A 20,604-nucleotide genomic window follows, 5' to 3' on the forward strand; every position below is an offset into this window, starting at 1 on the left:
GGTATTGTGACAATTGCCACTTTCATTTTTATTTGTAGGGTACAGAGGCGGGCTGATAACCCATCACACAGGATTTTGGAGTAAATCCAGTGTTACGAATTCGTTTTATTACGTAACACAACTAAATATGCCCACTCTTTTTGAGAGCTTCCTCAATGATTTTTTAAAGTTAGCAAATTAAGTTAGTAAATGTTTTTTCACTCCGCCTTCGAACCTAATTAAGACCCAGGTGAATGAATGTGGGAAACGTTTTTTATTTATCAGTTGATGATCAAAACTCATGAATCTTTCAAATATATCATTACGCCAGTTACGTATCTTTCTGGCAGTCGCAGAACATCAGGGGTTCAGCCGGGCAGGTAACATGGTTGGGCTAACGCAATCAGCAATGAGCCACAGCATCAGAGATTTGGAAAATGAGCTTGGGATCAAATTATTTGATCGCACAACACGCGAGGTTTTTCTTACTCAGGAGGGGCAATATCTGTCTGGGGAATTACGCCGGTTAATGGGGGAACTGGAGGCCACATTCAATAATGCATGGAGCCGGGGGGAACAGCACAGTGGGCTGGTACATGTCGCAACCAGTCCAACTATCTCTGCCGGGATCATGCCGCACTGTATTAAAAAGCTGATCAATAAATACCCGCAGATCAACGTGATGATCCATGACCAGGTCCAAAAGCAGACCATTCAGAAAGTGGTAAATGGTGAAGTGGATTTTGGCGTGATTGTCGAGCCGTCAACGCCTTCAGATTTGCACACCGAGACTTTCATGGAAGAACCGTTCTGTCTGATCCTCCCACCAACACATAAGCTCGCCCGCCAAAAAAAAGTGGAATGGGGCCGTTTAAAAAACCAGGATCTGGTATTGCTGGATGACTCTTCTGGTAGCCGTTCGTTAATTGATAACGCCTTAATTCGCAATGGCGTTACTCCCCATGTCGTTCAGGAACTGGGGCATGTGGCAACGATATTCCGTATCCTTGAGTCCGGTATTGGTGTATCGATTATTCCACAGATAGCCTCATCTGCCGTTGAAAAACTGGGGTTGGTGTGCCGCCCGCTGTATCCAATAGAAAACCGGAAGTTGCAATTAGCCCGCCGCCATAATCGCTCACTCTCACCCGCTGCTTCTGTAGTGTGGAACATGATACAAAATGATTTAACCCTGAGCCTGCCCGTAAGGCCATAGTGGCCCGGCGCAGAGCCCTGCATACAACACACTACCGGAGGTTTTCCTCTTTAACGACAGTGAACACAGATAAGCAGATAAGCAGATAAGCAGATAAGCAGATAAGCAGATAAGCAGATAAGCAGATAAGCAGATAAGCAGCAGAGAAATATAAATGATGAACCGCAACAAAAAAGCCGCAATGTTAACCATTGCGGCCTTGGCGAAACGCTGCGTCCCGGAATAAATACGCTTAATTTAAAATGCGCACTTAGAACGGAATATCGTCGTCGAAATCCATTGGCGGTTCGTTAGACGGTGCGGGTGCACTCGGTGCCTGTTGTGGGCGAGACTGCGCGCCACCACTGAATGCAGCATTATTGCCTTGCGGCTGCTGCGGCTGACCCCAGCCACTCTGCCCGCCCTGGTTACCCTGGTTGCCACCCATTGGTGCGCCACCCTGGCCACCCTGACGACCACCCAGCATTTGCATGGTGCCGCCAACGTTAACCACGATTTCAGTGGTGTAACGTTCCTGGCCACTCTGATCCTGCCATTTACGGGTGCGCAACTGGCCTTCAATATAAACCTGTGAACCTTTACGCAGATATTCACCTGCGACCTCAGCCAGCTTGCCAAACAACACAACACGGTGCCATTCAGTCTGCTCTTTCATTTCACCGGTCTGCTTGTCACGCCAGGATTCGGAAGTAGCCAGCGTAATGTTGGCTACTGCACCACCATTCGGCATATAGCGTACTTCCGGGTCCTGGCCCAGGTTACCGACGAGAATCACCTTGTTTACGCCTCTGCTGGCCATGATAGTCTCTCCTGAAAAACGGTTAGCGATAGTTTAAACGCGGCATTCTAACACGCCAGTTAAGCAGATTATAGTTGCGATAATGCTTCCAGGGTATCGTTGTACGTTACATGCTTTACAGAGAAACACTGGATATTCATTCAGGTTTTATTGTGTCATAATTAGCCGTTTCAGGTCGCCGGCTTTTCGTCTTGCTGGTTTTTAGTTGTAAAAACAAGGGCGAGAACCGGGATGACTGCATTTACTCCGGGGAAGGTGAATGGACAAGATAGAAATTCGGGGCGCCCGCACCCACAATCTGAAAAACATCAATTTGGTCATTCCGCGCGATAAACTGATTGTTGTGACGGGGCTGTCTGGGTCGGGTAAATCATCACTGGCATTTGATACACTTTATGCAGAAGGCCAGCGCCGCTATGTTGAGTCGCTTTCAGCTTATGCGCGCCAGTTCCTTTCACTCATGGAAAAACCGGATGTTGACCATATTGAAGGCCTCTCCCCGGCGATTTCTATTGAACAGAAATCCACATCGCATAACCCGCGTTCTACCGTCGGCACCATCACCGAAATTCACGATTACCTGCGCCTGTTGTTTGCCCGTGTAGGCGAGCCACGCTGCCCGGATCATGATGTCCCGCTGGCTGCGCAAACCGTAAGCCAAATGGTCGATAATGTGCTGGCACAACCTGAAGGCAAACGCCTGATGCTGTTGGCACCTATCATTAAAGAACGTAAGGGTGAGCACAGCAAAACGCTGGAAAACCTGGCAAGCCAGGGCTATATCCGCGCACGTATTGACGGCGAGGTTTGCGATCTGTCCGATCCGCCTAAACTGGAACTGCAGAAAAAACACACCATCGAAGTGGTCGTGGACCGGTTTAAAGTGCGCGAAGACCTGGCACAGCGCCTTGCTGAATCATTTGAAACTGCACTGGAATTATCTGGCGGTACTGCCGTTGTCGCCGACATGGACGACACCAAAGCAGAGGAACTTCTGTTTTCTGCGAACTTCGCCTGCCCGATTTGCGGGTACAGCATGAGTGAACTGGAACCTCGCCTGTTCTCCTTCAACAACCCGGCGGGGGCCTGCCCAACCTGTGACGGGCTGGGTGTACAACAATTTTTCGACCCCGAACGGGTTATTCAGAATGGCGAGCTTTCACTGGCTGGCGGCGCGATCCGTGGCTGGGATCGCCGTAATTTTTACTATTTCCAGATGCTGCGTTCACTGGCAGATCATTATGAGTTCGATATCGAAGCCCCCTGGGACAGCCTGGGTGCCGATATTCAGAAAGTGGTGCTGTATGGTTCCGGCAAAGAAACCATTGAATTTAAATATATCAACGACCGGGGCGATACCTCGGTGCGCCGTCACCCGTTTGAAGGGGTGCTGCACAATATGGAGCGCCGTTACAAAGAAACGGAATCCAATGCGGTGCGCGAAGAGCTGGCGAAATTTATCAGTAACCGCCCCTGCACCAGTTGTGGCGGCACCCGCCTGCGCCGCGAAGCCCGCCATGTATTTGTAGAAAACACAGCGCTGCCGACTATTTCTGATATGAGCATCGGCCACGCCATGGATTTTTTCAGAAACCTGAAACTGTCCGGGCAACGGGCCAAAATTGCTGAAAAAGTATTGAAAGAAATTGGCGACCGCCTGCAATTTTTGGTGAATGTCGGGCTGAATTACTTAACGCTGTCCCGCTCTGCGGAAACGCTTTCCGGTGGGGAAGCACAACGTATTCGTCTGGCAAGCCAGATTGGTGCCGGGCTGGTTGGGGTGATGTACGTGCTGGATGAACCCTCTATTGGGTTACACCAGCGTGATAACGAACGCCTGCTGAAAACCCTGATTCACCTGCGTAATCTGGGTAATACCGTCATTGTGGTGGAGCACGATGAAGACGCCATTCGTGCGGCAGACCATATTATTGATATTGGGCCTGGCGCGGGTGTTCATGGTGGGAATGTGGTTGCCGAAGGCCCACTGGAAGATATTCTCGCTGTACCTGAATCACTGACCGGCCAGTACTTAAGTGGTGTGCGTAAAATTGGCGTGCCGAAAAAACGCGTCCCGGCAGACCCAAATAAAGTGTTAAAACTGAGTGGCGCCAGGGGCAATAACCTGAAAGATGTCACACTGACGCTGCCCGTCGGGTTATTTACCTGCATTACCGGGGTTTCCGGTTCGGGTAAATCCACACTGATTAACGACACCCTGTTCCCGATTGCCCAGAAGTTACTGAATGGTGGCTCCAGCATAGAACCTGCGCCTTATCGGGAGGTTCAGGGCATTGAGCATTTCGATAAAGTTATTGATATTGACCAGAGCCCCATTGGCCGTACACCACGTTCTAACCCGGCGACCTATACCGGTATTTTCACCCCGGTGCGTGAGCTGTTTGCCGGTGTGCCGGAATCCCGTTCCCGTGGTTACACCCCCGGGCGTTTTAGTTTCAACGTGCGCGGTGGCCGCTGTGAAGCCTGCCAGGGTGATGGCGTGCTGAAAGTGGAAATGCACTTTTTGCCAGATATCTACGTACCCTGCGACCAGTGCAAAGGGAAGCGCTATAACCGTGAAACCCTGGAAATTAAATACAAGGGTAAAAATATTCACGAAGTGCTGGATATGACCATTGAAGAAGCCCGCGAATTCTTTGATGCCGTACCGGCGCTGGCGCGTAAACTCCAAACATTAATGGATGTGGGGTTGTCCTATATTCGCCTTGGTCAATCGGCGACAACACTTTCCGGCGGTGAAGCACAGCGTGTGAAACTGGCCCGCGAGTTATCCAAGCGCGGTACAGGCCAGACGCTGTACATTCTTGATGAGCCCACAACCGGCCTGCATTTTGCCGATATTCAGCAGTTGCTCGAGGTGTTGCACCAGTTACGTGACCAGGGCAACACCATCGTGGTGATTGAGCATAATCTGGACGTAATTAAAACCGCAGACTGGATTGTTGACCTTGGGCCGGAAGGCGGCAGTGGCGGCGGGGAAATCCTGATTTCCGGCACACCAGAAACCGTTGCCGAATGCGAGGCTTCCCACACTGCGCGCTTCCTGAAACCCATGCTGAAATAAACCGGCTCTAACGGGAATATTGCTGCTTCAGGGATGCAGGCAGCAATTCCAGCGCCTGCTGCCGGGCATCTTCCACCAGGTAATAAATTTGGGAGTCCGGCAGGCTTCCATCCAGCCACAGTGTGCTCCAGTGCGCTTTATTCAGCAGCGCACTGGGGAAAACATCCTCATGAGACTGACGCAACAGCTCGGCCAGTGCCGGGCTGGTTTTTAGCGAAAGTGCCGGGCGGCCATCCACTTCATGCAACATAGCGAACATCACATCGGCCAGTTTAATTTGTGTTGCGGCCCAATCGCGGTGTGCCGACTGGGTGACGCCCGGTTTATTCATACAGAATGTGAGTAACTGAGACTGGTTCATGGCATTGGCTCCCCTTGCAGCGTCACGGCAATACGCCGCGCGCCACCATGGATTCGGTGTTCCCCTAACCAAATCCCTTGCCATGTCCCCAGCAATACTCGCCCGCGCTGTACGGGCAAGGCTAACGATACGCCAAGCAAAGAAGATTTGATGTGTGAGGGCATATCATCCGCCCCTTCGTAGTCGTGCTCGTAATTACCCTGGTCCGGAACCGTGCGTAAAAAATGCCGTTCCATATCGCCCCGCACAGTGGGATCACAATTTTCATTCAGCGTAAGCGAAGCAGAAGTATGCTGCAGCAATAAGTGCAACAGGCCAGTATTCACCTGGCTGATGGCAGGAATATTGCCGAGAATTTCCGCCGTGACAAGGTGAAAGCCACGAGGTTTAGCGCTGAGTGTCAGAATCTGTTGATGCCACATGGTGTTGTCCCTGGTTAACAAAAAGCACACGCAGGCTATTGGGCCTGCGTGTTTAAGTGTGCAGCATTTTGCTAAAAGGTAAACCCTGTGGCATCACAAGCGGCACAACTGGGTGGTGCACCGCCGTTCTGGTACTCAGTATTCGGAGTTAACAATCACCTCTTCGCCAAATTTACCCGCAGAAGGCAACGGGCGATAAGTGGAGTTGGAGGCACGCAAAACGCGAATACCACGAATACCGGCATCGCGTGCCGCGGTGATATCGCCATCAGAGTCGCCGTAGAAAATCCGGATCTGTTTGTCCACCAGCCAGTTTGTTTTGGTGTTCTGGCCTGGGTTATCACCGGCAAAAATAACCGGGTTCATGCTGCTGGCGGGAATGTGGAAATCGTCCTGCAAGGTTTTGGAGACCGTTTCTGTTTTTGTCTGGCTGCGCCCGGTAATAAACCAGATGCTGTCACCCCGCCGGACGTGCATATCAATCAAGGCGCGGGCCACTTCTTTAGGGATGCTGAATTCATCCCAGCCATTATTCATTTTTTCCCAAAATGCCGGGTTGCTCAGGTAGTCATTGCTGTCCGGGGAGAACATTTTCTTGCCGCGGTAAAAGCCGGGGCTTGAGAACAGCACGGTGTCATCAATGTCGAACCCAACAGCCATGGGCGGGCGGCCAAGCAGGCTATTTTCAATTTGCACCACAGATACCCAGTGAACCGGTGCCTGTGCAGCCAACTGTGCAACGTTGATACCGCTGTAAAGTGGTGGAGTGGATTCTTTGGCAACTGCGGTATGAGAAAGGGCCAGGCCCAGGAAGAGTGCGCCCAATGCGCGGGTCAGTTTATGCATGTTATCCCTGTGTATCACGGTGTTAGTTAATCTCGTTTTGCTCATCGCGTGAATTGAGGAAAACCTTAACGTTAAGCCGGTCTTGAGGGAAGGTTTTTTTATACAAAAATAAGCAGAAAGTGTGATACCTGCCGGAATATTGCTACCCCGACAGGTAAGTAAGCACTCACATCACTGCGGCAAAGGCTTCGGCAACGCGTTTAACGTTACGTGAATTCAGCCCGGCAACACACATGCGCCCGCTGGCTATCAGGTAAACCCCGAATTCATCGCGCAGGCGGTCAACCTGTGCTGCACTCAGCCCGGTGTAAGTAAACATACCCCGTTGCTTCAGGAAGTAGCTGAAATCATGGTTTGGCAGCGCTTGTTTGAGCGTTGCTACCAGTGCTTCACGCATGCTCAGAATACGCACACGCATTTCTTCCACCTGAGCCAGCCAGTCTGCTTTCAGTGCCGGGTCATTCAGCACCAAAGACACCACTTGCGCACCGAAATTCGGTGGGCTGGAGTAGTTACGGCGTACCGTAGCTTTCAGTTGCCCTAACACCCGGCTGGCGGTATCCGCGTCTTCGCACACCACTGACAAGCCACCAACACGCTCGCCATACAGTGAGAAGATTTTAGAGAATGAATTGCTGACCAGCGCCGGAATACCGGCATTAGCAATGGCGCGAATGGCATAGGCGTCTTCGTCCATGCCCGCGCCAAAGCCCTGGTAGGCAATGTCCAGGAACGGAATTAACTGACGCGCCTTGAGCACATCCACCACCGCATCCCATTCTGCTGGCACTAAATCAGAGCCGGTCGGGTTATGGCAGCAAGGGTGTAACAACACGATGCTTTTTTCAGGCAAACCGGCAAGGGTGTCCAGCAGGGCTTGTGTGCGAACCCCTTTGGTTTCGTCATCAAACCAGGGGTAAGTACCCACTTCAAAACCCGCACCCGCGAAAATGGCAATGTGGTTTTCCCATGTTGGGTCGCTCACCCACACACCGGATTCAGGGAAATAGCGTTTCAGGAAATCGGCCCCCACTTTCAGTGCCCCTGAACCACCTAATGTCTGAATGGTTGCAATCCGCCCTTCGCGAAGCGCCGGGTGCTCTGTGCCAAAGAGCAAGGGTGCAATGGCGTTGCGATAACCACCCAGGCCTTCCATCGGCAGGTAAACAGATGCGCCATGTGGCGCTGCATTCAGGCGGGCTTCGGCTTCTGCCACGGCTCGCAATTGAGGAATAGTACCGTCTTCATCGTAATAGAGGCCGATACTCAGGTTCACTTTATTCTGGCGGGGGTCGTCTTTAAAACGTTCCATCAGCGACAGAATAGGATCGCCTGCGTAGGCGTCAACGTTCTGAAACACGCGGGGGTTCTCCTGATATCCATTGAGTAGGGGTTGCCGCAAACTAAGGCTTGTATATTCACCTGGGTTTATCTCAAGCCACAGCAACGGATAAAGCAGGTAACAACACGCTGTTTAACGGGAATAACACAATAAACCGGAAGTAGCGGGAAAGCGAGAGTAAAGCGGCGTGGATTAACGGTGGAACAACGATTTCAGGCGGTGTAACACTTCAGTTGATGTAACAATTCAGGTGATATAACACCGGGCGGTAACCCGCCCGGATGAATGAATCAATCAAGGTAGTGCATGGCAACACGGGATGTCAGGCGGGTAATAAGTTCGTAAGCACTCACTTTTGTTACTTCCGCTATGCGTTCAACGGGTAACCCTTCCCCCCACATCACAACGCTGTCGCCGGGGTGTTCCTGTGCATCTGGCCCCAGATCAACACAAATCATATCCATGGCGACCCGGCCAACCAGTGGCACTTCACGGCCATTTACCAACACTGGCGTACCAGAAGGCGCACAACGAGGGTAACCATCGCCATACCCCATCGCCACCACGCCCAGGCGCGTATCGCGTTGGCTCACCCAGGTGCCGCCGTAGCCTACTGGTTCACCAGCTTTGTGGTCACGTACCGCAATCAGGCTGGATGTCAGGCTCATGGCCGGCTGGAAGCCAAAATCGGCCCCCCAGGGTTTGTGGTCCAGCGGAGAAACACCATAGAGAATAATCCCCGGACGTACCCAGTCAAAATGAGACTGAGGCCAGAGCAAAATACCGCCCGAAGCCGCGATAGATTTCAGGCCAGGTTTCCCTTCAGCAAAATGGTTAAAAATAGCCAGTTGCTGTTCGGTCGCCCCCACTTCCGGTTCATCGGCACGGGCAAAATGGCTGACGATATTTACCGGTTGGCGCACATTTTTGCACTGGCTCAGGCGGGCATAAAACGCTTCTGCTTTTTCCGGGCGAACCCCCAGGCGGTGCATACCGGTATCGAGCTTCATCCACACCGTGACTGGCTGGCTCAGTTGCGCCTGTTCGAGGGCTTCAAGTTGTTCTTCGCTGTGCACCGCAGTATGAAACTGCTGGCTGGCGATAACCGGCAGGTCGCTGGCATTAAAAAAGCCTTCCAGCAGTAAAACAGGTTGGGTGATGCCCCCTTCGCGCAGGCGGATGGCCTCTTCCAGGCGGGCAACGCCGAACGCATCGGCATCAGGCAGGGTACGGGCCGTTTCTACCAAACCATGCCCATAAGCGTTTGCTTTCACAACTGCCACCAGGCGGCTGGACGGAGCCAGTTCACGCAGGCGTTGCAGGTTATGTCGCAGAGCGCGGCGGTTAATCACAACAGTTGCCGCTTGCATGTTTATTCCTTCAATTATTCTTCGTCGTATTGCGGGCCTGCATAGTTATCGAAGCGCGACCATTGCCCGTTAAAGGTCAGACGCACAGTCCCGATGGGGCCGTTACGTTGCTTACCGATAATAATTTCCGCGATGCCTTTCAGATCACTGTTCTCGTGATACACCTCATCGCGGTAGATGAACATAATTAAGTCGGCATCCTGTTCAATGGAGCCGGATTCACGCAAGTCTGAGTTGACCGGGCGTTTATCTGCTCGTTGTTCCAGTGAACGGTTAAGCTGAGACAGCGCTACTACTGGCACCTGAAGCTCTTTTGCCAGCGCTTTCAAAGAACGGGAGATTTCGGCGATTTCCAGGGTACGGTTGTCTGACAAAGACGGCACGCGCATTAGCTGGAGGTAGTCGATCATTATCAGGCTTAAGCCATCGTGCTCACGGAAAATACGCCGGGCGCGAGAGCGAACCTCTGTCGGAGTCAGGCCGGAAGAATCGTCAATGTACATATTGCGCTTCTCCAGCAAAATCCCCATGGTGCCGGAGATACGCGCCCAGTCTTCATCGTCTAACTGGCCGGTACGGATACGTGTCTGGTCGACGCGTGACAAAGATGCCAGCATACGCATCATTATCTGTTCGCCGGGCATTTCCAGGCTGAAAATCAGCACCGGTTTATCTTGCAACATGGCGGCGTTTTCGCACAAGTTCATGGCGAAGGTGGTTTTCCCCATGGAGGGGCGCGCCGCGACAATAATTAAGTCTGACCGTTGCAGGCCTGCAGTTTTCTTGTTGAGGTCCTGGTAACCGGTATCAACCCCAGTCACACCATCGTGCGGTTGCTGGTAAAGCGTTTCAATACGCGCAACTGTCGCTTCCAGGATCTGGTCAACCGATTTGGGGCCTTCATCTTTGCTGGCGCGGTTTTCCGCTATCTGGAATACCCGTGACTCAGCCAGGTCGAGCAAATCTTCGCTGGTGCGCCCTTGTGGATCAAACCCGGCATCCGCTATTTCGTTGGCAACGGCAATCATTTCACGCACAACAGCACGTTCACGGACGATATCTGCATAAGCGCTAATATTCGCTGCACTTGGTGTGTTTTTTGATAACTCAGCCAGGTATGCAAAACCGCCAACACTTTCCAGTTGCCCCTGGCGCTCCAGTGATTCGGACAGCGTTATCAGGTCAATGGGGTTGCCAGTTTCCTGCAGGCGGTGCATTTCCGTAAAAATAAGCCGGTGCTGCCGGGTATAAAAGTCTTCCGAGACTACGCGCTCGGCAACATCGTCCCAGCGTTCATTATCCAGCATTAACCCGCCCAACACTGATTGCTCCGCTTCAAGAGAATGCGGAGGAACTTTCAGCCCGGCCACTTGCGGATCACGCGGTTCGCGCGGCTCAGCGGGTTTGTTGAAGGGTTTATTTCCTGCCATAGTGAAAGGGTTTACCAAAAATTGAACGGGGAAACGTGGCATTATACCTGAAAACCGTCAGTTTGCAGGCAGTGGAATTCACTTACCTGTATCAGTAAACCACGATACCCGCACAGGAGGCAGCGAAACAGTTATGGCAACGCGTATTGAATTTACCAAACATGGCGGCCCCGACGTGTTACACGCCGTGGACTGGACGCCCCCCGAACCTGGCGACAACGAAGTCCAGGTTGAAAATAAAGCCATAGGTATCAACTACATTGATACCTATATTCGTAGTGGGTTATATCCCCCGCCTTCGCTGCCCAGTGGGTTGGGAACGGAAGCGGCGGGCATCGTTGCTAAAACCGGTAAAAATGTTACCCATTTTCGCCCTGGTGACCGGGTGGTTTACGCGCAGAGTTCGTTAGGTGCTTACAGCAGCGTACACAATGTGCCTGAACATAACCTGGCTCTGCTTCCCACGGCAATTTCCTTTGAGCAGGCAGCGGCTTCTTTTCTCAAAGGGCTAACCGTGTTTTACCTGTTACGTAAAACCTATGAAATCAAACCCGGTGAAATGTTTTTGTTCCACGCCGCGGCGGGTGGTGTTGGGCTGATTGCCTGCCAGTGGGCTAAAGCGCTGGGAGCAAAGCTGATTGGTACTGTTGGTTCAGCACAGAAAGCTGAGCGGGCTATGCAGGCCGGAGCCTGGGCCACCATCAACTACCGTGAAGAAGACATTGCCGGGCGGGTTCGCGCGTTAACTGGCGGGAAAAAATTGCCGGTTGTGTATGATTCGGTTGGTAAAGACACCTGGGAATCTTCACTTGATTGCCTGCAGCGCCGGGGTTTGATGGTTAGTTTCGGTAATGCTTCCGGGCCGGTCACAGGTGTAAATCTTGGTATCCTCAACCAGAAAGGTTCGCTGTATGTAACCCGCCCTTCACTCAATGGTTACGTCACTAACCGGGAAGAATTGCAGGAAGCGAGCAGTGAACTGTTTTCACTGATTGCCAGCGGCGTGATTAAAGTCCAGGTGGCACAAGCGCAGAAATTTGCTCTGGCAGATGCGGCCCATGCACATAAGATTTTGGAAAGCCGCCAGACTCAGGGCTCGAGCCTGTTAATTCCCTGACAGAAAATTGGTAATAATACAAATGATTAGGGCTTCCCGCAGGAAGCCCTTCATTTTTTATAGTTCGCGCTGAATTTGTAGGGTACAGCTGCGATGAATTTGGTAGATAGCCAAAACATAGTGACAGATTTAATAAGTAAATAATATGTTGTTAACGGAAAAGTTGTAAAAAAGTTCCAAGGTTGTGATCAGGCGCTCAAACGTCCCGCCCTATCAACGCATATCGCGGCGATAGTGTGAGCGTGATTGGGTATTGTTACCATTAATGGCCCTGATAACCCACACCGCGACAATAGCCAGCAGTAACCAGGGCAACATTTTGAGCATTAGCACCAGCAGCCCGCCAAAGAACATCACGCCCATAGCGACCAGCAACGCAACAAAAACCCCCACCAGCGATACACCGGTCACCAGCAGCATAATAAAAAAGCCCAGCACAAATAACAGTTCCAGCATCGTTAGTACCTCCAGGTAATAATCAGAGGTATTACAAGAAACATGCCAAAATATAATTACATGATTTTAAAATAAAAAACCCCAGCACACAGGCTGGGATATAGCGAATTTAACGATTATTGCGTCAATTTAATCAACACGCACCACTTTACTCAGTGCGGTTTCCAGAACCTGAATATCTGCGCCAGGTTTATGGGCATTTTCACTCAGATAACGCCGCCACTGACGGGCACCAGGCACACTCTGGAATAAACCCAGCATATGGCGGGTGATATGGCCCAGGTAAGCGCCCTGGCTCAGTTCCCGCTCAATATACGGGTACATGGCTCGCACAACATCAGCCGGTGACGGGCTGTCTGTGGTGTCGCCAAAAATCTCGCGGTCAACGGACGCCAGTAAACCCGGATTTTGGTAGGCTTCACGCCCAACCATCACGCCATCCATATGTTCCAGATGTTGTTTCGCCTCTTCCAGGGTTTTCACGCCGCCATTAATCGACATTGTCAGGTGAGGGAAATCACGCTTCAGTTGCCATACGCGTGGGTAATCAAGGGGCGGAATTTCGCGGTTTTCTTTCGGGCTTAAGCCTGAAAGCCAGGCTTTACGGGCGTGAATAATAAACATGTCACACCCGCCTTGTTGGGAAACTGTTTGCACAAAATCACACAGGAATTCATAGCTATCCTGGTCATCAATGCCAATACGGGTTTTCACTGTAACCGGAATCGACACCACATCGCGCATTGCTTTAACGCAATCTGCCACCAGTTGCGCTTCCCCCATCAGGCACGCACCAAAGCGCCCATTCTGCACCCGGTCTGACGGGCAACCGACATTAAGGTTCACTTCATCATAACCACGTTGCTCAGCCAGTTTCGCACACTGCGCCAGGGCCGCCGGGTCGCTTCCTCCCAGTTGTAGCGCAACCGGGTGCTCTTCTTCGCTGTAAGCCAGGTAATCGCCTTTACCGTGAATAATCGCCCCGGTTGTCACCATTTCGGTGTACAGCAGCGTATGGCGTGACAGCTGACGCAAGAAATAGCGGCAATGGCGGTCAGTCCAGTCCAACATGGGGGCAATGGAGAAACGCGACGCTGAGTACGCTGAGCACATAGAAACAACCTTTATGAAAAGTAGCGGTAGATAACAGTAACCCCACCACCAACCTGCATTCCTGAGCAGGCTGGCGTAAAAATGGGCTACGGATTATACAGTCCAGGCCACAGTGGGGCAACGTGGCGGGGGCAAGCTATGCTAATACCTGCGGGCCGCCCCGGCCAAATGCTGCAATTTACCGCGATATTCGCTTACCAGGTTTATACTTATTTTTATGCGGATCTATCAGTTACGTGCACAGCGATGCGCTAACAAGGAGAATTATTATGCGTCACCGTCATACCCTCTGGATAAACGCACTACTCGCCATAAGCCTGGCATCACTTCCTGCTGCCGTCCTTGCCAATAATGGCAACGGGCATAAACCAGACAAAGCCAAACACAGCCAGGGAAATAACCACGGCAACAATAAACAAGATAAAGATATCGACTGGGGCGATTTCCGCCTGAAAGCAAAACATATGGGGTACACCGGGTATAAACCCCTGCCGCCAGGGATTGCCAAAAAACTGGTGCGTGGGCAGCCTTTACCACCAGGGATCGCCAAAAAAGCGATTCCGGGCGACCTGGGGCGTTTGTTGCCTTATTACCCGGGCCGGGAATGGCGCATTGTGGGAAATGATTTAGTGTCTGTTGTAATAAGCACAGCCATTGTTGCTGAAATTATTCATGATGCGTTTGATTAACCAAAAATACCAAAGGTGCAGCTAATCGGCATGGCTGCACCCGCAACTACTGCTGCGCCATCCCTTCCTGCTGCATACAGCGAACCAACCGAGAACCCATCGCTTTATACGAAACATTCCGACACTTTTTTCTGATGAAATCACTTCACATTTTGCTGCGCACCAATTATGTTATGTTATAACATTTTTACAGGTTTTTTTACGATGCACTCTTCTACAAGCCACCACTCCTTATTAACGCTGTCCTCATTGATGCGCATTGTGTTCGCGTTGGTGTTGCTGGCTGGGATGTGGTGCGCCATTGACTGGGCTAACGCACTAGCATGATACACCTTGAAAATTTAGCCACAGGCTACCGCCGCCAGTGCATTGGCGCGCCATTTAATGGCACCTTTCATACTGGTAGCCTGACTGCCATTGTTGGCGCCAACGGCACGGGAAAATCCACGTTGCTGAAAACTCTGGCGGGCATTTTGCCGCCCGTTTCCGGCCAGGTGAGTTTCCCGGATGGCCGGCCACGGATTGCCTGGCTGCCCCAACAGGCTGAGCTGGACCATCAATTTCCACTGACCGTGTTTGACGTAGTGTCTATGGGCTGCTGGCCCGCCCTGCGCTTCTGGCAACGTTTCTCCCGCCAACGCATGGCTCATGTCTGGCAGGCTATTGAGCAGGTTGGCCTGGTGGATATGGCGAAAAATACCATCAATACGCTTTCTGGCGGGCAGTTCCAACGCATGCTTTTTGCCCGGTTACTGCTACAACAGGCACCACTGGTTTTACTGGATGAGCCATTTACGGGGATTGACCAGAAAACCGGTGAGTTACTGGTCAGCGTGATGCAACAAATGCACCGTAACGGGCAGACATTAATTGTTGTTCTCCATGACAGCAGCCTGGTAAAGCGTTGCTTTCCCGACACTCTGCGCCTTGAAAACCAGCATTACCAATGGGGGAACACCCTGGAAGTGATGGCGTAAATGCCGTCCGGGGTTAACTGACATGTTTTATCACACCATTATCGATCCTTTTATTCAGTTCGGTTTTATGCGCCGGGCTTTGGTCGCCTGCCTGGCGCTGTCACTTAGCATTACTGTACCGGGTGTATTTTTGCTGTTACGCCGCATGAGCCTGGCGGGTGATGCGCTTTCCCACGCCATTTTACCCGGTGTTTCAATCGGTTATTTGATGTACGGCATGTCGCTGGTAGCGATGGGGTTTGGTGGGTTTATCGCCGGGCTGTTAGTCGCGCTGGCTTCTGGCTGGGTCAGCAACCTGACGCCGTTACGGGAAGATGCCAGCTTTGCTGGCTTTTACCTGGGTTCACTGGCGCTTGGCGTAACCCTGGTGTCATTACATGGCTCCAGTGTCGATCTGCTGCATATGCTGTTTGGCTCCATTCTCGCGGTAGACAAGCAGGCGTTATTTTTCGTGGGCTATATCGCATCATTTACTTTGCTGTGTATTGCCCTGCTCTACCGTTTGCTGGTGATGGAAGCGTTTGATAAAGCATTCCTTACCGTTAATGCCCGCCGGGCACCGGGAATCATCAATGCGCTGTTTATGACACTGGTGGTGCTGAACCTGGTGGCGGGTTTTCAAATCCTCGGCACACTGATGACCGTAGGCCTGATGATGCTGCCCGCCATTTCAGCCCGCTGTTGGGTGAACCGCCTCCCGGCACTACTCACAATTTCAGCACTATTAACCGCGCTGTCGGCCTTTATTGGGCTGGTGTTTTCGTTCCATGCAGGGATACCAGCAGGCCCGGCTATTGTGCTCACCGCCGCACTGTTCTTTATGGTCTCAATTCTCTTTGGGGCTCACAACGGGCTGATTCCCGTTTTTGGCAAGCGAACCACTCAGAAGGAAACGTCATGAAATACATTAAGCCTTTATCTCTGGCAGCGCTGTTATTCAGCCCGGCTGCCGTTTTTGCCGCAACACTGAATACCGTCGCCAGTTTCTCTGTACTGGGCGATATTGTGAAAGAAGTGGGCGGCACACATGTGCAAGTCACTTCACTGGTGGGCCCGAATGGCGACCCGCACACCTTTGAACCGAAACCGGCAGACAGCCAAACCCTGCACAATGCTGATGTCGTTTTTGTCAGTGGTCTGGGGATGGAAGGTTGGATGAACCGCCTGATCAGCGCATCGGGTTATAAAGGTGAAATAGTCACAGCTTCCGAGGGCGTTAATTCGCGCCAAATGCAGGAAGATGGCAAAACCGTGACTGACCCTCACGCATGGAACAGTGCGGCGAATGGCGCAATTTATGCGCGTAACGTAATGAATGCATTGATTAAAGCAGACCCGCAAGATGCTGATTATTTCCGCCAGCACGGTTCTGCTTATATTGAAAAGCTGAACAAACTGGATGCCTGGGCGAAAAAAACCTTTGCCGCTATTCCAGAAAGCCGCCGCCATGTCATCACCAGCCATGATGCCTTTGGGTATTTTGGTGCTGAATATGGTGTGAAATTCCTTGCACCGGTAGGCTTTTCTACTGAAGCCGAAGCCAGTGCCAGCGATGTTGCCGGGCTGATTAACCAAATCAAGCAGGAGCATATCCACACCTACTTTATTGAAAACCAGACTGACCCGCGCCTGGTAAAACAAATTGCCGCAGCAAGTGGTGCTAAACCTGGGGGTGAATTGTACCCGGAAGCATTAACCACTAAAGACGGGGTTGCTCCGACTTATGTGGCTGCGTTTAAACACAACGTGGAAACCATCGCCGCCAGCATGAAATAACTGGCAGAGTCACACCCCGGCGAGCGACTGCCACCGGGGTGTGTTTTATCAGAAGGTGAAAGTCAGTTGCGCGCCCGCGCCCCATGTTTCTTTTTCTCCCACCAGGCCATTAATATCCAGGTGAACCCGGTTAAATGGCGCAAACCCCAGGCCTGCAGTCACCGCATTATTATCATTGCCTTTAATGTCAGCCTGGTAACCCGCCCGCACTGCCAACCAGCTTAATGGGCGAACTTCAGCCCCGGCTCTCAGGTATTGTGAGTTCTCTTCGCTCTTAAAACCTTTGGTTTCTGTCAGGTCGCCATCGGCAGTCAGTGTCAGTAACTCGTTGCTCCACGCAACCCCTGCCGTTACCAGTGGCGAGATCTGGAAAGTATCTTTGTAACCGTTGATCTCTTTAGTATCGATATCGCGCGGGACCAGGTTTTGCCCGCTCAGGCCAACAGTCCAGTGTTCGCCAAAATCTGCCGCGATCCCTGCATCCACGTTAAACCCGGTGTCGGTGTTACGGTATTTGCTGTCACGCAGGTCGTCACTGTCATAGTTGTAGATAGAAACAGAGTAGTTATACAGCCAGGTTTTTTGCAGTTTTGGAGTTACACCAACAGATACGGGAACACCACCAATATCAAACTGCTTCGCCACTGCAATGCCGTAATCAGAGACAATCGCCGCCCGGCCAAAGCCGGTTGATTTCAGGTTGTCCTGAACAGCACTTGGGTCCAGTGCCGCGGCTGCCGCAGCTACGGTACTGTTCTCAATATCTTGTAAGAGCGTTACATCATTGGGGTCTATATAAGAACTCACCCGCGCACGCGCCCAGGCTTTCGTCACAAACGCCATAGAGATAGTGCTGGTGGGGATACTAACTGCCAGGCCAGCCGCTGCTTTAGCACTGGCTGTTTTGCCATCCAGGTAAGTCAGTTCATCAGCCAAATCACCTGCAGCAGCCTGAATCCGCGGCAACTGCTGGGTGTAATTCAGCAAAGTGATATTACCCAGTTCATCTTTCCAGGTGTTTACTTTGTCACTGATGTTGTCAATTTCGTCCTGCAGGTTGTCTTTATCTGACACCTCAACACCCACAGACGGCAAAACAACGGATACATTGTCATCATCGTGCGCTTTCGCCAGTAAAGCAGGGTTTATCAGTACCCCGCTGCCATAACTGGCAGAGGCTACCCCTGTTCCCCCCATCCCATCACTCCGCGATTCGGCCCAGGTATTGGCAGCCAACGCCGGGTGAGCAATCAAAAATGTGGCAGTCATGGTCGCCACTAAAACTTTGCTTATTCTGTTCACAGGCATTCCGTCCAGGTATTGTGAATAATTTTCGACCACCCTCTTTATCACCCAGGTAGCCGCAAGCTATTGCTGTGAATAACGGCGAAAAAAGCAGGTTATTGCAGTGTTTGAAAAGACGTATCCATCCTGGACAAATTGTTATTTTGTGACCTACCTCATATGTATAGTTCAGGGTTTTGATTTTTGTGAAGGTTTTTGACGAAGGGATACAGGGTGGCTATCGATTGGTCCTGGTAATAACGGCAATGTGGCGTATATATCGGTGTTTTGAGCGGTTCATGGTAAAGTAGCTTCTTTACGACCATGTTGAGGGCCGGGATGGACAAGTCTGGGACACAAAACCTGTTAGCTCGGGCAGAAAAGCTTTGCCAGCAGCGCAATGTACGCCTGACACCACAGCGCCTTGAAGTGCTGCGCCTGATGAGCGAGCAGGAGGGGTCGATAAGCGCATATGACTTGCTGGACTTATTACGTGTTGCAGAACCCCAGGCAAAACCGCCCACGGTTTACCGTGCTCTGGATTTTTTGCTGGAGCAGGGGTTTGTTCATAAAGTTGAATCAACCAACAGCTACGTGCTGTGCCACCTGTTTGACCAACCCACTCATACCTCCGCCATGTTTATTTGCGACCGTTGCGGCGCAGTGAAAGAAGAGTGTGCGGAAGGCGTAGAAGACATTATGCACGGCCTGGCGGCCAGTATGGGGTTTGCATTGCGCCACAATGTGATTGAAGCTCATGGCTTATGTTCACAATGCGTGGAAGTGGAGAGCTGCCGCCATCCGGAAAGTTGTGGGCATGATCATTCTGAAACAGGCAAGAAAAAGCGCTAACCACAGTTTGTCTACAGAGGGCCGTGAAGCCCTCTGTAACTGTGAATCAAAGCAGGTTTACCACCGGTAGTCATCGCGTTTTTCCCAGGCAGCCACTTCCTCTTCAGCCCGGGCCTTTGCATAACCATAACGTTCCTGAATTCGTCCTATTAGTTGGTCACGCTTCCCTTCAATGACTTCTAAATCATCATCAGTCAGTTTGCCCCACTCTTCTTTCACCTTACCTTTGATGATTTTCCAGTCTCCACTGATTTCCGTTATATTCATCGCAGCGTCCTCACGGTTGGTTAATTGAAACAGTGCCGTTTACTGACAGCTTGTTTGGCTTACTTCATGAAAAATTGTAGTTCATCAAATTGTATTTGATTATTTTTTAAGAATGTTTAACTGATAAACCCCAACAATACCGCCTGTAAGTTCCTTCAAACAGCGCTGCCTTTTCCGCTCGCTTGCATAGCGCTGTTAATAACTTGTAAAACCCGCTGGGGAAAATGATTTCCCCAAAAAATAAGTTGCGGTAACATTGGCGGTATCCTCCGTGAAGGCCTGCCGCTTATGCCACCAGAAAATTTGCTCCTTGATAACCAACTGTGTTTTTCCCTCTACTCCGCGAACCTGGCGCTGAATAAAATCTACCGTAATGTGCTTAAGCCTCTGGAGATAACCTATCCCCAATATCTGGTGTTGCTGATCCTCTGGGAATCTGACCAACAAACGGTTTCGGCTATTGGTGAACGCCTGTTCCTGGATTCCGCCACACTTACGCCGTTACTGAAACGCATGGAAGCTGCAGGTTTGGTTACCCGCCAGCGCTCCACACAGGATGAACGCCAGGTGATTGTCAGCCTGTCGGATAAAGGCCGGGGCTTGCAGCAACAAGCCGAAACCATTCCCCAACATATTTTGTGCGCCTCCGCCTGCGACCAGGCCGAACTCATCACGCTGAAGCAACAACTCGATACCTTACGCGACCAGTTAATCAAAAACGCCTGATAGCGTTAAAGGCAAGAAACACGAAAAACACCCACGGGCACTCTGCCATGATAGGCGTTATCTTTTATAGTTAACCCGCCAATCCCCGGAGAGAAACGATGAGTGCTTATGTGATTTTCGTGCGCAAAACCACGCATGATGAACAAGAAATGCAAACCTACGCCAAACTGGCTGGCGAAGCGCGTGGCAACCACCCTATTACCCCGCTGGCTTTTTATGGTGATATCACCACGCTTGAAGGCGACGATGCCGAAGGTGCGGTGATTCTGTCATTCCCGGATATGGAAGCCGCAAAAGCCTGGTACTACAGCGATGCTTACCAAAAAGCGAAAAAGCACCGGAATTTGGGTGCCGACTACCAGGTGTTATTGATTCAGGGGGTTTGATCAACGGGGGTGTTCTTTTTGCAAAACTGAACTGAGTCTGGAGTCTACAGGCACGCCAGACTGGCGTGAATGGGATTTTCACCGAACCGACATCCGGCTCAGTGAACGTAC

General features: G+C 51.4%; 22 protein-coding genes. 11 read left to right on the forward strand and 11 right to left on the reverse strand.

The annotated features are described in order from the left end of the window. Window positions 1-280: 280 nt before the first annotated feature. The gene (locus LC084_RS21860) at window positions 281-1,195 is read left to right on the forward strand and encodes a LysR family transcriptional regulator (RefSeq protein ID WP_226574121.1); all 915 of its coding nucleotides are present in this window, start codon (window positions 281-283) and stop codon (window positions 1,193-1,195) included. 250 nt (window positions 1,196-1,445) lie between these two features. Here LC084_RS21860 and ssb1 read toward each other — a convergent pair whose 3' ends face one another. Continuing rightward, the gene (gene ssb1 / locus LC084_RS21865; protein ID WP_064596724.1) at window positions 1,446-1,994 is read right to left on the reverse strand and encodes a single-stranded DNA-binding protein SSB1; all 549 of its coding nucleotides are present in this window, start codon (window positions 1,992-1,994) and stop codon (window positions 1,446-1,448) included. Window positions 1,995-2,253: 259 nt separating this feature from the next. On the opposite strand from ssb1, the gene uvrA reads away from it, so the two are divergent. Continuing rightward, a complete protein-coding gene (uvrA, locus tag LC084_RS21870; protein WP_226574123.1) occupies window positions 2,254-5,079 on the forward strand; it encodes an excinuclease ABC subunit UvrA in 2,826 nt (941 codons plus the stop codon). Window positions 5,080-5,086: 7 nt separating this feature from the next. Here the strand turns inward: uvrA and LC084_RS21875 are convergent, their stop codons facing one another. The 6 genes from LC084_RS21875 to dnaB all read right to left on the reverse strand — a co-directional run bounded on the left by LC084_RS21875 (window position 5,087) and on the right by dnaB (window position 10,850). Then, window positions 5,087-5,440, reverse strand: a complete 354-nt coding sequence (locus LC084_RS21875; RefSeq protein ID WP_226574125.1) for an MmcQ/YjbR family DNA-binding protein — start codon at window positions 5,438-5,440, stop codon at window positions 5,087-5,089. Then, window positions 5,437-5,862: a secondary thiamine-phosphate synthase enzyme YjbQ gene (locus LC084_RS21880; RefSeq protein WP_226574127.1), complete on the reverse strand. Its 426-nt coding sequence runs from the start codon at window positions 5,860-5,862 to the stop codon at window positions 5,437-5,439. Before LC084_RS21880 ends, LC084_RS21875 begins: the two co-directional genes overlap by 4 nt. A 135-nt stretch (window positions 5,863-5,997) precedes the next feature. Further along, on the reverse strand, window positions 5,998-6,708 hold the full coding sequence (aphA, locus tag LC084_RS21885) for an acid phosphatase AphA (RefSeq protein ID WP_226574129.1): 711 nt from the start codon (window positions 6,706-6,708) through the stop codon (window positions 5,998-6,000). Window positions 6,709-6,874: 166 nt separating this feature from the next. After that, entirely contained in the window at window positions 6,875-8,068 is a 1,194-nt protein-coding gene (locus LC084_RS21890) for an amino acid aminotransferase (RefSeq protein WP_226574131.1), read from the reverse strand. Window positions 8,069-8,340: 272 nt separating this feature from the next. After that, window positions 8,341-9,420 carry an alanine racemase gene (gene alr, locus LC084_RS21895; protein ID WP_226574134.1) on the reverse strand — a complete coding sequence of 360 codons (1,080 nt, stop codon included), beginning with the start codon at window positions 9,418-9,420 and terminating at the stop codon, window positions 8,341-8,343. Window positions 9,421-9,434: 14 nt separating this feature from the next. Then, the gene (gene dnaB / locus LC084_RS21900; protein ID WP_226574229.1) at window positions 9,435-10,850 is read right to left on the reverse strand and encodes a replicative DNA helicase; all 1,416 of its coding nucleotides are present in this window, start codon (window positions 10,848-10,850) and stop codon (window positions 9,435-9,437) included. 133 nt (window positions 10,851-10,983) lie between these two features. Between dnaB and LC084_RS21905 the strand changes: the two genes are divergently transcribed. Then, window positions 10,984-11,967: a quinone oxidoreductase gene (locus LC084_RS21905; protein ID WP_226574137.1), complete on the forward strand. Its 984-nt coding sequence runs from the start codon at window positions 10,984-10,986 to the stop codon at window positions 11,965-11,967. A gap of 213 nt (window positions 11,968-12,180) precedes the next feature. Here LC084_RS21905 and pspG read toward each other — a convergent pair whose 3' ends face one another. Beyond that, complete coding sequence (pspG, locus tag LC084_RS21910; protein ID WP_226574140.1) at window positions 12,181-12,423, reverse strand: envelope stress response protein PspG; 243 nt, start codon at window positions 12,421-12,423, stop codon at window positions 12,181-12,183. A gap of 129 nt (window positions 12,424-12,552) precedes the next feature. Further along, window positions 12,553-13,536, reverse strand: a complete 984-nt coding sequence (dusA, locus tag LC084_RS21915) for a tRNA dihydrouridine(20/20a) synthase DusA (protein ID WP_226574142.1) — start codon at window positions 13,534-13,536, stop codon at window positions 12,553-12,555. A gap of 269 nt (window positions 13,537-13,805) precedes the next feature. Between dusA and LC084_RS21920 the strand changes: the two genes are divergently transcribed. The 5 genes from LC084_RS21920 (at window position 13,806) to LC084_RS21935 (ending at window position 16,978) form a co-directional block, all read left to right on the forward strand. Continuing rightward, a complete protein-coding gene (locus LC084_RS21920) occupies window positions 13,806-14,225 on the forward strand; it encodes an anti-virulence regulator CigR family protein (RefSeq protein ID WP_226574144.1) in 420 nt (139 codons plus the stop codon). Between the two features lie 204 nt (window positions 14,226-14,429). Next, window positions 14,430-14,552 carry a hypothetical protein gene (locus LC084_RS23265; RefSeq protein WP_264193605.1) on the forward strand — a complete coding sequence of 41 codons (123 nt, stop codon included), beginning with the start codon at window positions 14,430-14,432 and terminating at the stop codon, window positions 14,550-14,552. Then, the gene (locus tag LC084_RS21925; protein ID WP_226574146.1) at window positions 14,549-15,202 is read left to right on the forward strand and encodes a metal ABC transporter ATP-binding protein; all 654 of its coding nucleotides are present in this window, start codon (window positions 14,549-14,551) and stop codon (window positions 15,200-15,202) included. The genes LC084_RS23265 and LC084_RS21925 overlap by 4 nt, the downstream gene beginning before the upstream one ends. Before the next feature lie 22 nt (window positions 15,203-15,224). After that, window positions 15,225-16,103 (forward strand): metal ABC transporter permease, encoded by an 879-nt coding sequence (locus LC084_RS21930; protein WP_226574148.1) that lies wholly within the window; start codon window positions 15,225-15,227, stop codon window positions 16,101-16,103. Then, entirely contained in the window at window positions 16,100-16,978 is an 879-nt protein-coding gene (locus LC084_RS21935; protein WP_226574149.1) for a metal ABC transporter substrate-binding protein, read from the forward strand. The genes LC084_RS21930 and LC084_RS21935 overlap by 4 nt, the downstream gene beginning before the upstream one ends. 48 nt (window positions 16,979-17,026) lie before the next feature. Here the strand turns inward: LC084_RS21935 and LC084_RS21940 are convergent, their stop codons facing one another. Next, entirely contained in the window at window positions 17,027-18,280 is a 1,254-nt protein-coding gene (locus tag LC084_RS21940; protein WP_404808888.1) for a conjugal transfer protein TraF, read from the reverse strand. A gap of 321 nt (window positions 18,281-18,601) precedes the next feature. Here LC084_RS21940 and zur point away from each other — a divergent pair, with 321 nt between their 5' ends. After that, complete coding sequence (zur, locus tag LC084_RS21945; protein WP_226574153.1) at window positions 18,602-19,114, forward strand: zinc uptake transcriptional repressor Zur; 513 nt, start codon at window positions 18,602-18,604, stop codon at window positions 19,112-19,114. 57 nt (window positions 19,115-19,171) lie between these two features. Here the strand turns inward: zur and LC084_RS21950 are convergent, their stop codons facing one another. Continuing rightward, entirely contained in the window at window positions 19,172-19,381 is a 210-nt protein-coding gene (locus LC084_RS21950; protein ID WP_226574157.1) for a CsbD family protein, read from the reverse strand. A 288-nt stretch (window positions 19,382-19,669) separates the two neighbouring features. Between LC084_RS21950 and LC084_RS21955 the strand changes: the two genes are divergently transcribed. Continuing rightward, on the forward strand, window positions 19,670-20,107 hold the full coding sequence (locus LC084_RS21955; protein ID WP_226574160.1) for a MarR family winged helix-turn-helix transcriptional regulator: 438 nt from the start codon (window positions 19,670-19,672) through the stop codon (window positions 20,105-20,107). Window positions 20,108-20,205: 98 nt separating this feature from the next. Next, complete coding sequence (locus LC084_RS21960; RefSeq protein ID WP_226574163.1) at window positions 20,206-20,493, forward strand: DUF1330 domain-containing protein; 288 nt, start codon at window positions 20,206-20,208, stop codon at window positions 20,491-20,493. The last annotated feature ends 111 nt before the right edge of the window (window positions 20,494-20,604 follow it).

The sequence above is a fragment of the Mangrovibacter yixingensis genome (genome assembly GCF_020523985.1).
GTDB classification, from domain to species: domain Bacteria; phylum Pseudomonadota; class Gammaproteobacteria; order Enterobacterales; family Enterobacteriaceae; genus Mangrovibacter; species Mangrovibacter yixingensis.